The organism is Caulobacter sp. P4_E5, from assembly GCF_056401555.1.
This window is the reverse complement of sequence record NZ_JBFUJD010000104.1, coordinates 1-14,767: the sequence shown is the minus strand read 5'-3', so window position 1 is coordinate 14,767 and position 14,767 is coordinate 1. Positions and strand designations below refer to the sequence as shown.

9 protein-coding genes are annotated in these 14,767 nt (G+C 66.9%); 6 read left to right on the top strand and 3 right to left on the bottom strand.

Features of this window, described 5'->3' with window-relative positions; translation table 11 throughout:
* On the bottom strand, window positions 1-1,795 hold a 1,795-nt coding region (locus AC1DSO_RS22600; protein WP_477070953.1), incomplete at its 3' end, for a TonB-dependent receptor plug domain-containing protein.
* Between the two features lie 281 nt (window positions 1,796-2,076).
* Here AC1DSO_RS22600 and AC1DSO_RS22595 point away from each other — a divergent pair.
* The 4 genes from AC1DSO_RS22595 to AC1DSO_RS22580 all read left to right on the top strand — a co-directional run bounded on the left by AC1DSO_RS22595 (window position 2,077) and on the right by AC1DSO_RS22580 (window position 8,503).
* Window positions 2,077-2,604, top strand: coding sequence for an RNA polymerase sigma factor (locus AC1DSO_RS22595; protein ID WP_477070952.1), 528 nt, complete (start codon window positions 2,077-2,079; stop codon window positions 2,602-2,604).
* Window positions 2,582-3,535, top strand: coding sequence for a FecR family protein (locus AC1DSO_RS22590; RefSeq protein WP_477070951.1), 954 nt, complete (start codon window positions 2,582-2,584; stop codon window positions 3,533-3,535). The genes AC1DSO_RS22595 and AC1DSO_RS22590 overlap by 23 nt, the downstream gene beginning before the upstream one ends.
* 77 nt (window positions 3,536-3,612) lie before the next feature.
* On the top strand, window positions 3,613-6,789 hold the full coding sequence (locus AC1DSO_RS22585; protein ID WP_477070950.1) for a TonB-dependent receptor: 3,177 nt from the start codon (window positions 3,613-3,615) through the stop codon (window positions 6,787-6,789).
* Window positions 6,790-6,811: 22 nt separating this feature from the next.
* Complete coding sequence (locus AC1DSO_RS22580; RefSeq protein ID WP_477070949.1) at window positions 6,812-8,503, top strand: peptide-N4-asparagine amidase; 1,692 nt, start codon at window positions 6,812-6,814, stop codon at window positions 8,501-8,503.
* Between the two features lie 297 nt (window positions 8,504-8,800).
* Here AC1DSO_RS22580 and AC1DSO_RS22575 read toward each other — a convergent pair whose 3' ends face one another.
* Window positions 8,801-8,950, bottom strand: coding sequence for a hypothetical protein (locus AC1DSO_RS22575; protein ID WP_477070948.1), 150 nt, complete (start codon window positions 8,948-8,950; stop codon window positions 8,801-8,803).
* Window positions 8,951-9,123: 173 nt separating this feature from the next.
* Between AC1DSO_RS22575 and AC1DSO_RS22570 the strand changes: the two genes are divergently transcribed.
* Complete coding sequence (locus AC1DSO_RS22570) at window positions 9,124-11,538, top strand: TonB-dependent receptor (RefSeq protein ID WP_477070947.1); 2,415 nt, start codon at window positions 9,124-9,126, stop codon at window positions 11,536-11,538.
* A 132-nt stretch (window positions 11,539-11,670) separates the two neighbouring features.
* On the top strand, window positions 11,671-13,671 hold the full coding sequence (locus AC1DSO_RS22565) for an ATP-binding protein (RefSeq protein WP_477070946.1): 2,001 nt from the start codon (window positions 11,671-11,673) through the stop codon (window positions 13,669-13,671).
* Between the two features lie 36 nt (window positions 13,672-13,707).
* On the opposite strand, the gene AC1DSO_RS22560 is transcribed toward AC1DSO_RS22565, so the two are convergent.
* A partial coding sequence (locus AC1DSO_RS22560; protein WP_477070945.1) for a sulfatase-like hydrolase/transferase occupies window positions 13,708-14,767 on the bottom strand: 1,060 nt, incomplete at its 5' end.

Below are 14,767 nucleotides of genomic sequence, written 5' to 3'. Positions count from 1 at the left end.
CCCGCAGGCCGGTGTTGAACACCAGGCTCTTGACCAGGGGCAGGTCGTTGGCGATCGGCAACTGGGCTTCGCCRTACAATTCCTTGACGCCGTAATGGCCGCTCGTGGTGCTGAACCAGCCCTCGTAGGCGACCGTAGCCGGGTCGGCCAGGACCTTCAGGCTTTCGCGGCGGTACTCCCCGCCCACGGCGATGGCGACACCTTCGCTGGCCCACGGGCTCTTGATCCCGTATTGGCCGAGATCGCCGGCGAGGTTGATCGTGACGTCCCGCTGCTCGACGACGTTCGTCCAGCGATAATTGTCATAGACGTACGGATAGACCTTCGGGTCGATCTTGTTGGCCTGGAAGATGTTGGCCGCGACGCAGTTGGTGTCGGTCTTGTCTACCACCGATTGGCAGGTCGGCGTCCCGTTAACGTTGACGACATTCACCGTGCGGGCGAAACGGTCGCTGTTGATCTCGTTGCGGTCGGACAGCGTGTTCTCGACGCGCGAGCCGATGAAGTTGACGTCGTAGTGCCAGCCATCGAACAGGTCGCCCTTCAGCCCGGCGCTGAGGCGGTAGTCCTGATTCACGATGCGGTTCTGGACCGGGATGCTGCCGGGACCTTCCTGCAGCAGGTAGTAGTCGGCATTGACCAGGGAGGCGCTGCCGGCTGCCGCACCGCACAGGCTCTGGGCCTGGCTCGCCGACATGAACGGATTGTTGCAGTTGATGCTGAGGGACTGGCCGTAGGCGCCGGACTGCTGCTCGATCGAGACGTCGCGCATCACCAGCAGATTGGCGTAGGCCTCGACGGCGTCGTTGAAGCGGTAGTTGGCGAACAGGCCGCCGGTGAACCGCTTGTCGGCGCGGATGAAGTTCCAGTCCTTGCGGGTGTTGCTGGCGTAGTCGGCGGCGTTGGCGGTCGAGACGAAGCTCTGGGTCCCGTTCTTGTTGACGTAGTAGCCGCTGCCGGCGTTCTGGCCGCTGGTGATGTCGAGGCGGCCGTAAGGCGTGTACTGGGTGTTGGAGGAGCACGACAGGGCCGTGGTGCTGGCCGCGATGCGGCAGGCCGAATAGTCGCGCGCGCCCCATTTTACCGGCTTCTGCTCGCGGTAGTCGGCGAAGATGCTGATGTTGCCCGCGCCGTCGGCGAAGTTCTTGCCCGCGGCGAAGTTGATGTCCCAGCGGCCGCCGTCGGTGACGTGTTGGGCCGGCACGGGGAAGTTCGGATATTGCGAGATCAACCCCCGAACCGCCATGTCGTCATTGGTGTGTTGGAAGAAGCTATAGGAGGCGTTGACCTGCACGCCGTCGAACTTCTTGTTCAGCACGAAGTTCACCACGCCCGCCACGGCGTCCGAGCCGTAGGTCGAGGAAGCGCCGCCCGATAGGACGTCGACGCGCGAGATCAGGGCCACCGGCACGATGTTGAGGTCGATCGCCTGAACGGGCAGCAGACGCTCGCCGTCCAGCAGCACCAGCGTGCGCTGGTTGCCTAGCCGGCGCAGGTTCACCTTGGCCTGGCCGCCGTTGTCGAAGCCCGCGCCGAACTGGTTGTTGTCCGCGCGGACTTGCGGCAGGCGGTTGAGGGCGTCCTCGATGTTCATCACGCCCTGAAACTGCAGCTCCTGCTTGTCCATGGTGACGATCGGCGCGGCTGATTGAGCGTTCGGGCGGCGGATGCGCGTGCCGGTCACGACGACCGTGTCGACGGTCGAGGCCTTGTCGGCGGCGGTGGTTGAAGCCTCGGTCTGCCGAGCTAGAGCGGCCTGCGAGCAGGCCAGAGCCGATACGGCGATGGAGGCCATGAGCCCCGCTTTGAAGCGACCAGATTTGCCAACCATCTTGATGAACCCCTCTGAGCGCGGGTGAATTCCCAGCGTCCCTAAGGTCAAGACGGACCCACAACGGCGTTCCTTGAGCGTTTGACGAAAATATATGATTTTCACGACAAATCGCTGTCGAACGGTGATCGCGTTCTTGACTTGTGACCGCCTCGCGCCGTCCCTAACGGACGTTTCCGCCGAGAGTCTTCGCCCCCGTGTCGTCCGAACGCGAGCGTATCGTCCAATGGGTCGCCGAGGAGATCATGCCGCACGAGGCGGGCGTGCGCGCCTGGCTGCGGCGCTCGCGCGTGCCGCCCGACGAGATCGACGACCTGATGCAGGAGGCCTACGCCAAGCTGGTGGGGCTGCGCAGCATCGACCAGATCGAGAGCCCTGACGGCTATTTCTTCCAGGTCGTCCGCAACCTGCTCACGGACAAAATGCGGCGCGCCAAGGTGGTGCGCATCGAAACGGTTACGGAAATCGAGGCGCTGTCCGTCTGTTCAGATGAGCCCTCACCCGAGCAGGCCACGGCCGCGCGTCGCGAGCTGTCCCGGGTGCGGGCTCTGATCCAAGCTTTGCCGGAGCGTTGCCGGCGAGTATTCGAACTTCGGAAGGTCCTGGGCGTGCCGCAACGTGAAATCGCCCGGCGATTGGGCATCAGCGAGAGCGCCGTCGAGAACGAGGCGGTCAAGGGCATGCGCCTGATCATGCGCGCGCTCGAGGCAGAGGGCGCCGAGGTGCGCGGCGACCGAATGAGAAAGACGAATGATCGATCGCGAAAAGGCTGAGGATATCGAGGCGGAAGCCGCCCGATGGGTCTGGCGGCGCGATCGTGATGGTCGCACGCCCGAATTGGAAGTCGGGCTTGAAGCCTGGCTCGCGGGGGACGTGCGCCGTCACGGCGCCTTGCTGAAGGCCGAAGCCGTCTGGACGCTGTTGGAGCGGGCGCGGGAAACCACGACGGGCCCGGTCGCACGGCAAGCGCGGTCGACGTCGCGCCGAGCCTGGCTGGCCGGGGCGGGTGTCGCCCTGGCCGCGTCGATGGCGGGTGTCGGCGTCTTGGTGCTGCGTGAGGATCGCTTCAGTACGCGCGTCGGCGAGGTTCGTCGCGTGCCGCTGAAGGATGGTTCGACCGTCGCCGTCAACACCGCTTCGGAGGTCGATGTGGCCTTCCGGCGCGAGCAGCGCACCGTTCGCTTGCGGTCGGGTGAGGCCTGGTTCCAGGTCGCCCGCGACGTCCAGCGGCCCTTCGTGGTCGAGGCCGGCGCGGTGCGTGTGCGCGCGGTCGGCACGGCGTTCTCGGTGCGGCGGCGGCCCGACGGCGCCGAAGTGCTGGTCACCGAGGGCGTGGTCGAGGTCTGGGCGGAGGGGGCGTCCCGCGCGCCCGCACGCCTGAAGGCCGGGCAGGGCGCCTTCGTCGCGGACGCCATCGGCCTGCGCGCGACAGCTGCGCTAGCGGCCGTCGACCGCAAGCTGGAGTGGCGCTACGGCAAGATCGACCTGGCCGGCGAAACCCTGCGCGAGGCAGTCGCCGACTTCAACCGCTACAACGACCGCAAGCTGGTTATCGGTGACCCCCGGATCGCGGACGAACGCTTCTACGGCGTGTTCAACACAAGCGGTCCGGAGGCCTTCGCCGCGGCGGTGGGCGCCAGTCTGGGGGTCGAGGTCGAGAGCCGCGGCGATGAGATCGTCCTGGGCGGGAGGCGCGCGTCTTAGCCTTGGCGTTTCTTCCTCGGTCATGGTCGTCGCGGGGGCGCCGACGGGTTGCGGTTGTGATGACCATGGTTTTGGCAATGGCCCAGCCCGCCGCGGCCACACAAAAGACCTTTCGGATCAAGGCCCAGGCCGCCGGGCCGGCCGTTGCGGAATTCGCCCGCCAGGCCGACGTCCAATTGCTGCTGGCGGCGGCCGCCGCGCGAGGCAGGCGGACCAACGCCTTGGACGGGTCCTTCGAGGTCGCCGATGGCCTGGAGCGCCTTTTGAAGGGCACCGGCCTGCGCGCGCGGCGGATCGGACCCGGAGTCTATGCGCTCACCTTGGAGTCCAGATCGCCGCCGGCGCCTGGGGCCGTCTTCGCGCCGCCGCGGCCGCCGCTTCTCGAGACGACCGAGCCAGCGTCGCTCGACGAACTGGTAGTGACGGGCACCCGTATCCGCCGCGCCAACACGACGGCCGCCGCGCCGGTCACGACGCTCTCCCGTATGGGCCTGCGGTTGGGCGGCATTCTCAATTTGGAGGAGGCGATCAACCGCTTGCCCGAGGCGCGCGCCGACGCGACCCAGTTCACCAACGGATCGGACGCCGACGGACGGGCTCAGATCAATCTGCGCAATCTGGGCCACCAGAGGACGCTGATCCTGCTGGACGGCGAGCGCCTTGCGCCCGTGCAGGCGGTCGACCTGAACCTCATTCCGACCGGCCTGGTTCGGAGAATCGACGTCCTCACCGGCGGCGCCTCGACCACCTATGGCTCGGACGCGGTGGCCGGGGTCGTCAACGTCATGCTGGACCGCGACCTGGACGGGATCCGGGTCGAAGGCGGCTACAGCGTCTATCAGCACACCAACGACGACGTCGCCATTCGAGGCGTGACCGCCGGCTTTCCCAGCGTGAAGAGCCCGCCGCGGCGCGTGACCGACGGCGTGCGCAAGGACCTGACCATCGCGGCCGGAACGCGCTTCGCCGACGGACACGGCGACATCCTCGCGTTCGTCGCCTATCGCGGTCAGGACCCCGTGCGGTGGAAGGATCGTGACTTCTCCGCCTGCCGGATCGTCGCGACTGAGGACACCAGCGCGCCGACCTGCGCGGTCAGCACGCTCTACACCCACTACGGGCGATTCCAGCCGACCACTGGCCCTTCGGCCGGGCGGGTCTTCTACGCCGTCGCCGATGGYGCCTTCGCGTCTGGCGAGGATGGCGCTTCTTATGCCGCCAACACGCGCGAGAGCTTCAACTTCATGCGATCGGACGAGCGACGATCGGCCGGGGTGTTCGTCAATTTCAAAGTCGCCGAAACAGCGGAACTGCACGCCAGCCTGCTCCTCATGAAGGACGCGACCTACAGCCAATTTTACCCGTACATCAACGCCGCCGACATTCCCCCGGGCGGCTTCCAGATCGGCTGCCGCAACCCGTTCCTGTCGGCCAGCCAAAGTGCGCTGCTCTGCGGCGCCGCGGCCGGAACCGATCAACGGGTCTCGACCCAGTACACGGCCATCATGAGCGGTCTCGGCGACCGACCGCTGCGCGCCGAGGCGATCAATCAGGACTACCGGATCAGCGTGGGGGTGCGCGGGACGGCGCTGGAGCATTGGCGCTATGACCTGAGCGCGGTCCGCTCGACGGTGTTCAGTTCACTGTCCGACAGCAACGAGATCGACCCCGACCGGCTCGTCAACGCTCTGGATGTCGTGCTGGTCGGCGGCGTTCCGACCTGCGCCGCCAAGCTCGCCGGAACGGACCTCGCCTGCGTCCCGGCCAACATCTTCCGGCCGAACGCCTTGGATCCGCGCTTCTTCGCCTACGCCTATCGCGACTACGTCTGGGCCAACCACTACGGTCAGACTGATCTGATCGCCAACCTGTCGGGGGATTTGACGAGCTACGGCTTGAAAAGCCCCTGGAGCGCTCGCGGCCTGGCCGTGGCGCTCGGCGCCGAATATCGAGCCGACTCGCTCAAGCAAAAAATCGACCCCGACGCGCTGGCATTCGAGCGGTTGAGCCTGCCGCTGCGAGGACGGCAATCGGTCTACGAGGCCTATGGCGAACTGCAGGCGCCGATCACCGAGGGGCGGCCTGGGATCGAGCGCCTGGAGGTCACCGCCGGCGTTCGCTATTCGAAGTACAATACCGGCGACGGCCTTTTGCCGACTTGGAAATACGAACTGCAGTATCAGCCGACGCGGGATTGGTTGGCGCGGGCCAGCTTCAATCGGGCCGCGCGCGCGCCCAACATCTCGGAACTCTACACCGGCTCGACCTACGGCGTGGTCAGCCTGTCGGATCCCTGCGCCGGCTCCTCGCCAGCCGCACCGCTCGAGGCCTGCCAGCGTACGGGCGTGACCGCGGCGCAGTACGGGCGAATTCCGGATTGTCCAGAGCAGCTGTGCCAGACCTATGGGGGCAACGGGAACCTTGGCCTTCGCCCCGAGAACGCCAGGACCCGGACGATCGGTCTACTCTATACACCGCACGCCCTAGCGGGACTGAGCCTCTCGGCCGACTACTATCGCATCGTGGTGAAGGGCTATATCGGGCCGATCCTGGCCGACAGCGTGCTGCAGAACTGCCTGGGCAAGGGCGCGGACTACTACTGCCGTTTCGTGCATCGCGCCGGCGACACCGGCGCCCTGTTCGGGGACCAGGCCACGGGCGGCTACATCGCCACCGGCGCCCAAAACACTTCGCTCCTGGTCAACGAAGGGGTCGATGTTCAGGCCGGCTATGATTTTCCGTTGGGCGACCTGGGGCGGTTCGACCTGAGCCTGACGGGCGTGCGGCTAATCAAGACGGGAGGCAAGAGCGCGCCGGACGACCCGCCGCGCAACTGCGCCGGTTACTTCGGCCCGCCCCATTGCTATGCGCCCCAGCCGCTATGGCGTCACAACCTCGCCGCGACCTGGCGCGCGCCCTGGCGCGAGGCGGTGGTGTCCCTGGTCTGGCGCCATATCGGCGCGACGCGACTGGCGGCCAACAGCGCTGATCCGGCGGTTAGCGACGGCGCAACGCCCTACGCCTACCGACCGTTCAGCCGGATCGGGGCCTATGACTATTTCGATCTTGGGGCTTCGCTGCGGTTGCGACCCGGTCTGACGGTCCGCCTGGTGGCCAACAACCTGTTCGACCTCACGCCGCCGGTCGTTCCGTCGACCTTCGTGGATGGCACGACCAACAACCCGAATACCTACACCGGAACCTACGATCCGCTGGGGCGCAACCTGCAGCTCGCCTTCAGCCTGGACTTCTAGCCCCCTTTTTAGAGTGCTCGCCGTGACGCGTCATCGATCCATGTTCTCCGCCCTGGCCATCGCGCTCGGCTTCGTCGCGCCCATGGCCGCCGCTCGGGCGCAAGGCCCCGTCTCCGCAGGCGTCGCCAGGCCTCCGCTTCCGGCGCCCGGCGTCAACACCATCGCCGAAGTCGAGCCGCGCGTTGCACGGCCGCCGGGCCAGCCTTGCGTCGCGCCGTTGTTCGCGCCGCGGCAGTTCGAGGGCGTCGAGCCGGTCGCCTTCTCCTATGCGCCGCCCGCGGCTTGTCCCGGGCCCTGGGCCAAGGTCGTGCTGGAGGCCGATTTCGACGTGACCGCCGGCCGGCAATTCGACCGCACCGCCATCATCCACCTGGGCGGCGTGAACCTCTACTATGGCACCACGATGGAGCCGCGCCGGGCGATCGCGCCGGCTTGGCATGTGGAGCGCGACGTTACCGATTACGCCGCCTTATTGGCCCGTCCGGGCGCCGGCGAGGTGCTGATCGCCAACATCGTCAATGAGACCTACACCGGACGCCTGACAGCGAGCGCGCGCCTGCTGTTCTATCCGGCCTCCGCCGGGGCGCCGGCCCCGACCGCGCCGCAGATCGTGCAGCCGATCTCCGACGGGCTGGCCAAACTGTCCAAGGACCAGGATCGTCTCACTCGGTCCGTGGTGCTGCCGGCCAATGTCGAGCGCTTGGCCCTCGACGTTCTCGCCCAGGGGCAGGCGGACGACGAGTTCTGGTACGACTGCGTTCCCGACGCCCTGGCTTCCGAAAAGGAAAGTCGCTGCGGGGGAGGAGCCTTCCGACAGGTCGAGGTTTTCGTCGACGGCCAGCGCGCCGGCTTGGCCGCCCTGTTTCCCTGGATCTTCACGGGTGGGATCAACCCATACCTGTGGTTTCCCGTCCCCGCTCCAGAGACCTTGAGCTTCACGCCCTCAAGGATCGACCTGACGCCATTCGCCGGGCTCGTGAACGATGGGCGGCCGCATCGCATCGAGGTCGCCGTTCCCGGCGTGCGCAACTACTATCTGGTCACCGCCACCCTGCTGGCCTGGCGGGACGAAGGCGCGGCCTCGATCTCTGGGCGCCTGCTGCGCAATACCCTGACGGCGGCGCGGGAGACGACGGACGCGCGCCGAGTCCGGACGGATAAGCAGGGCCTGAATGGCCGGATCGTCACGCGCCGCGCTCAGGACGGGGAGGTGGCGGGCGTTCTCGAGACTTCCCATGGCCAAGTGGTCACCACGGTGCGCTACGCCATGTCGTTCTCCAACCGCCAGGACTATGTCTCCAATGACAAGGTCCAGGTCGGACGCGTGCGGCAGTCGACGCATTCGCGAATTCTCACCCAGCGCACCGATGCGTCGGGGACCGCGAAGCGTCGGGAAACAGCCGATTATCCGCTAAGCATCGTCACCCGGGAAACGACCACGCCCGAGGGAACCGACCAGACGGCGGATGTCGACCTGACCTTGGCCCGGACCGAGCGCGAGGTTTCTTCGGACGGCCGTGTTCGGTTCCGCTCGCTGAGCAATCGCGTCACACCCACGGCTCGCGGCCAGTTCAACCGCACGGCCCGGCGCTTCCAGAACGCTTCGGGGTCGTCGGTTCAACGCTTTCGGTTCGAGGACAACGAAATCGGCTGCTATCGCCGCGCCGTGGTCGTGAAGGACAATGCCGTCACCGCCGCGCGCGATGGTTGCTGAACCGAGGCTCGGGAAAACCAGTCCCAGGGATCGGCCGGGAAGGCGGCCAAGATTGGCTTTGCTTGGTTGCTTCTTGCCCTTATCGCCCTTGGCGTACGGTCGAGTACGATTTCGTACGAATCGTTCTCGGGCGCGTCCAACAGGGCGCGCCAACCCCGAGCCTGCGTAAGAACGTCGAGCGACGCCGATTCCACGCCGTTGCTAAGGGCCAAGTAGCCGGTGTCGTCGACGCTCTGGCGCGCCTGACGCATGACCTCAACATGAGCGCCTGGCCGGTGGCCAGCTAATCGGGCGAGGCTAGTCCTCGCTGTTCAGGCCTAATTTGTGATTGTCGAATTCGGCGCCCAGGGTCGGCAGACCCGACATTGCAGACCCGACATTGCAGACGAGGTCCTTGCGGGCCTCCTGGTCGGCCTTACGCGGCGGATCGCTACGCGTGAAGGACATCTTCGGCAGCGCGCGCCAGCAATACCGAAGCTTCGTTTTGGCTGGCTCCAGCCAAACGCGCGCTGGCGCTATGCCAGGAAACATGAGGTCTTGTGCAAGGGGCGGAGCGAGCATACGAAAAATGCGCTCCCCTCTGGCGAGAGTTCCTTTGGGCGATCGCGACGAGGTGTCGAATGAAGGCCTCGAAAATCGACCTTTGCCGGGAGTCTTCTTCCAAACGCGGCAATCGCTTCTGCGTGGCGATGACTTCTGCCTACGTCTTGAACGCCATCGTCGTCGGCGACGTGTCCGCTCAAGTCCGGCAAATCAGCGCCGTCGATGAGGTCGTCGTCACGGCCCGTGGCCGCGCGGAGGCGCTGCAACAGTCCCCGATGTCTATTGCGGCGTTCCCGGGCCAGGAATTGGAACGGCGCGGCGTGGCGAATATCGCGGACCTGCCCCTCGCTAACCTGTCGATCCGCGAGGGCGGCAGCACGTCCGGGGCAGGCTTTACGCCGGTCATGAGCATCCGGGGCGTCGGCCAGACGGATTTTACGATCAACACCGATCCGGGCGTCGGGGTCTATCTGGATGGCGTCTATCTCGGCCGCACCATCGGAAGCATCCTCGATCTTCTTGATGTCGAACGGGTCGAGGTCCTGCGCGGGCCGCAAGGGACGCTATTCGGCCGCAACACCATCGGCGGCGCGGTCCGCATCATCTCGCGCGTCCCAAAGGTCGCCGACGGATTTACGGGCAGGATCTCGGTGGCGGCCGGCGAGGGTGACTATTGGCAGTTGAAGGCCGCGGCCGGCGGTCCGCTCGGCGATCGGGTCGCGCTTCGCCTTTCGGCTGTCGTGCGCCAACGGGGTGGCTACGTGGACGCCTTGCAATATCACGATCTCAAGTTGGGCGACGAGGACCTTCGGGCCGCGCGGGCGGCTCTGCGCTGGCGGCCCGCCGACGCCCTGACACTCGACCTGGCGGCCGACTACACGCGACGACGGGACGCGCCGGCCGCCAACGTCGCCTTACGGCTGGGCGGCCTATCGGATACGAGCCCCGCGCCCACGGGAACCAACGCCACATTCTTCAACTCCGGTCGCGGCCCGCCACCCATCTCTCGCCCACCGTTCGTATCCGTGGATGCGCCGCGTTGCGCGACCGATGCGGCCTTCCGCGCCGGGAGCTTCACCTGCTACGGCGACGCCTGGGTTGCGGAGCGTGGCAATAATTCGGTCTGGACCGACAGGCAGGGCCGGCAGATCACGCCGACGAACGCACTCGACTCCTGGGGGGAGGCTCTGAGCGTCAATTGGGACTCGCCGATCGGCCTGCTCACCGTGATCTCGTCGCATCGCGCGTTCACCAGCACGTTCTACAACGACTTCGACTTCACGCCGTACGTGATTTTCCACAACAACAACGTCCCCTACAAACAGCGACAATGGTCGCATGAGGCGCAATTGAGCGGCTCGGCTTGGGATGAGAAACTGGACTACGTGGTTGGGGGCTATGTCTTCCAGGAACGCGGCGTCGAGTCTGTCGACCAACTTACGCCCGGAGATGTGCCGGCGGCGCAGGCGAGCGCCCTGGCGGCGACCCTGCCGTACTTCCAGACGACGGACCGGCATATCGACAACAGGTCCAGGGCCCTGTTCGGCCAGCTCACGGTCAGCCCCATTCGCCAGCTTCATCTCACCGCCGGCCTGCGCCTGACGGACGAAACCAAGGACTACCGTGTAGAGCAATCCCGCGCCGTCGGCCCGCGCCTCAGCGCCACCGGCCGGCAGAGCTCCAAGATTTGGACACCGTCGTTCAACCTGGCTTACCAGGCTTCGCCGCAGATCCTGATCTACGGCGCCTACGCTGAAGGCTACCGAGCCGGAGGATTCGCATCGCGGTTTCCGGGCGGCTTGCCGACCCCGCTGCCGTCCTACGGCCCAGAGTTCGTCAATTCGTACGAGCTGGGCCTGAAGACAACGGCATTGGATCGACGTCTGGTCGTCAACCTCGCCGCGTTCCGCATGGACTACGACGACATCCAGGTGACCGCCGCCGTCCCGAACTTGCCCGGTTTCACTCTCAACCTCGGTAGCGCCGAGTTCACGGGCTTCGAAGCCGAGTCGACCTTCGCCCTAACCCCTCGCTTGACCGCCGGCGTCTTTGTCGGCCGCACGCACAAGGCCTTGACCGAGGTCGCCCCCGGCACGACCGCCGGCGGCGGCACGAACGTCGTTGTCCCTATTTCCGACGACAGCCGCCTGCCGGGTCCCGAATGGCAAGCCGGTCTCGCGCTCACCCATGCAACGCTGCTGCGGCGCGGAGGACGGCTTACGACCCGCATCGACGTGGCTTACGAGTCCGACGACGCCAGCGCGGTCGCCAACTATCCGATCATCATCCGTAAGGCCCATGCCGTGGCCAATCTCAGGCTAAGCTATGCTCCGCCAAAGAAGGAATGGGAACTCGCCATGGGTGCGCGCAACCTGTTCGACGTGCGGTACTTCACGACCAAGAATCTGTCTCCCGCCGCGGGTTCGGCGTCGGGAACACTGGGAAGGCCGCGGGAGACCTATGTCGAGGTGAGCCGCCGGTTCGGCGGCTGACATGGCCAGGCTGTTGCTTTCGGAGCCGCGGCGGGCGCAACTAGGCCTTGTGCCGCTTGGGGCGACACGCAACGGCTGGGGCTGGGATTGATGGTCAATTGGCGACTTCCGGGCGGCTCGCGCACCCTCCTGTTGCTGCTGATCGCCACGGTAATTCCCACGCTCTTGCTTGCGGCGGGCGGGGCGTATTTCGCGATCCAATCGAAGCGGTCGGAATTGGAGGCGCGGGCCACCGCCGACGCTCGGATTCTGTCGCAAAGCGTCGACCGCCATCTGGAGAGCCAGATCGACCTGGTGGAAGCCCTCGCGGCGTCTCCCGCCCTCGATCCGCCGACGGATCTGGCCTTCTTTCGCGAGGTCGCCCTGCGCGAACGCTCGCGGCATCGCCATTGGCTGGCGGTCATCCTTCTGGATCCCGCCGGCGCGTGGATCGTCCACACCGAGAGGGCGCGGGCCGGCCGCCGCGCCATTGACTCGGCCAGCATGCGCCGCGCGCTGACCTCGCGGTCGGCGGTCGTGGGGGAGATGCGGCGCGGTGAAAGGGGCCTTTGGGGCCTTCCGGTGCGCGCGCCCGTGATTCGCGACGGCAAGTTGATCTACGTCGCCACGGTGGTCAGTCGCCCGGATGACTTTCGAAGCCTGATCCAGGCCTTTCGTCCGCCACCGGACTGGATCATCTCGATCGTCAATCAAGACGGTCAGGTGGTCGCCCGATCGCGGGGCGAGGCGCAGTTCGTCGGCAGACCCGCCAGTCAAGCCACGCTCCAGGCGCGAGGCCGTGGCCGGGGAGGCGTCTACGCGGGCCGTACGCTCGAGGGCATATCGACTATCTCGTCGTACTGGCTGTCCCCAAAGACCGGGTGGTCGGTCCACATCGGCATCCCGCGCGCCAGCTTCGAACAGCCGCTGCACGGCATGCTCGTCTTGCTCGTCATCGGTCTGGTCCTCAGCCTTGTCATGACGGCGCTCTTCGTCTGGCTGCTGTTGCGCGACCTGTCGGCCCGGAGCGCGCAGGCCGCCGCCGTCGAGCAGGCGGTCCGGATGGACGCGCTGGGGCGCCTGACGGGAGGCGTGGCCCACGACTTCAACAACCTGCTCATGATCATCCAGGGCAATGCGGACACCCTGGGCCGGCGGCTCGCCGACCATGAGGCCGCCCAGCGGCCGCTGTCGGCGATCCGGATGGCCACCGACCGGGCGGCCAAACTGGTCCGCCAGCTGCTCACTTTCGCCCGGGGAGGACCGGCGGAGAGGCGGGTTGTGGACCTGGGCGCGGCGATCGCCGCAGCGCGCCTGGCCCTGGAAGAGATCGCCGGGCCCTCAGTCCGGGTCGCCTTGCAGCTGCCGGCGGACCGGCTCCTGGTCGAGCTCGATCCGCTCCAGCTGGAGGTCGCGTTGATCAATCTCTGCGCCAATGCGCGGGACGCCATGCCAGGGGGCGGCGACATTTCCATCGAGGTGGAGCGTCGCGGCGAGCAGGCCCAGGTCGAGGTGCGCGACAGCGGCGCGGGTTTTTCCCCCGAGGTCGCGGCGCGGGTCTTCGAGCCCTTCTTCACGACCAAGGCCAGCGGGAAGGGCACGGGACTTGGTTTGACCCAGGTCTACGGCTTCGTGCGCACGTTCGGCGGCTCGGCGGCCGTGTCGAATGGTCCTGGCGGCGGAGGGCGCGTCACATTGCATCTTCCCCTCGCGACGTCGCCGCCCGATCAGGGAGAGCGCGTTGACGCCGCCATGCCGCCGGCGAGCGGCGGGGCTCGGATCCTCGTGGTCGAGGATGATGACGAGGTGCGTGCGACCACCGGCGCGTACCTGCGCGAGTCCGGACTGGACGTGGAGGAGGCGCGGGACGCCGACGAGGCTTTGGAGGTGCTGCGACGGGAGCGGTTTGACGTCGTCGTCTCCGATGTCGTCATGCCAGGCTCGATGAACGGCGCCGGCCTAGCCAAGGCAGTTAAGCGCGATTGGCCCTCCCTGCCGATTATTCTCGTGTCGGGATACAGCGACGGCGTCGCGGGCGCGCGCGACCTCGGCGTCGCCGTGCTCCCAAAGCCGTACGATCTCTCCGAGCTGGAGCGAATCCTCCGCGCCATGGCCTTGGGCCATCCGCCCCCGGCTCGCTATGTCACGGCCTGAGGACTTGGCCGGCCGGATCCGCGTCCTGGAGCCTGCCTACTTCGCCGTCGCCGCGGGGCGGCCAGCAAGCTGGTCGGGGCTGACCTCATAGCCTTCGACATCGGTGTCCGGCAGCATGGCCGCATCCCATCCTGCGAAGGCTTGCCGCAGTTCCTCAAGCCGCGCCGGATGGGCGTTGGCCAGGTTGGCTCGTTCGCGCGGGTCGCGCTTCAGGTCGAACAGGTACTCGTGCTGGCCGACACGAAGGTACTTCCAATCACCGTCCCGCACGGCCGCCTGACGCTGGCCTACGAATCTCCAGTACAGGCGGCGGGGGACCGGTGCCGCCGTCCCCTGGATGACCGGGCCCAGGTCCTGGCCGTCGAGCGGAAAGTCAGGGTCGGCCGGAGCGCCGGCCACGGCCAGCAAGGTCGCGGTCCAGTCCATGGTGATGGCGACTTGCGGCGACACCACGCTCCGAGGAAAGCGGGCCGGGTAGCGAACGATAGCCGGGACTCGAATACCGCCCTCCAGCAGGTCGCCCTTTTCGCCTAGGAGCGGCCACATGCGGGAAAAACGCTCGCCGCCGTTGTCGCTGGTGAAGACCACGACCGTGTCGTCCGCGACGCCGGCCTGGTCCAGGGCGGCCAGGACACGGCCCACCCCGTCATCCATCGCGCGCACCATGTCTCCATAGGTCGTCAGCGAGCCGCCGCCGTAGTCGAACAGGTCCTTCAGTTTCGCGGCCCTCGCAGCGTCGGCAGGCCCCTCCCACGGCCAATGCGGCGCGGTGTAGTGAAGACTCAGGAGGAAGGGCCGCGACGCCCGCGCGGCGCTACGCACATAGTTCACCGCATGATCGGTCAGCAGGTCGGTGAGGTATCCGGCCTGCTCGATCAGCGCTTCGTTCTCGTAGAGATCTGGCCGGCCGGCGCGGTTCTTGTGGGTGAAATAGTCCGCGCCGCCGCTCGCCACGCCGAAGAACTGATCGTAGCCGCTCTTGAGGGGGCCGTACCGCGGAAGAGCGCCCAAATGCCACTTGCCGACAAGGCAGGTCGAATACCCGCTCCGCTTGAGGAGGGATGCAAGTGTTGGGTGTGATGGCGGCAGACCAAGC

Coding starts and splice junctions, on each gene's coding strand:
- AC1DSO_RS22575 (WP_477070948.1), bottom strand. CDS start 8,950: ATGTCCTTCACGCGTAGCGATCCGCCGCGTAAGGCCGACCAGGAGGCC.
- AC1DSO_RS22590 (WP_477070951.1), top strand. CDS start 2,582: ATGATCGATCGCGAAAAGGCTGAGGATATCGAGGCGGAAGCCGCCCGA.
- AC1DSO_RS22570 (WP_477070947.1), top strand. CDS start 9,124: ATGAAGGCCTCGAAAATCGACCTTTGCCGGGAGTCTTCTTCCAAACGC.
- AC1DSO_RS22595 (WP_477070952.1), top strand. CDS start 2,077: ATGCCGCACGAGGCGGGCGTGCGCGCCTGGCTGCGGCGCTCGCGCGTG.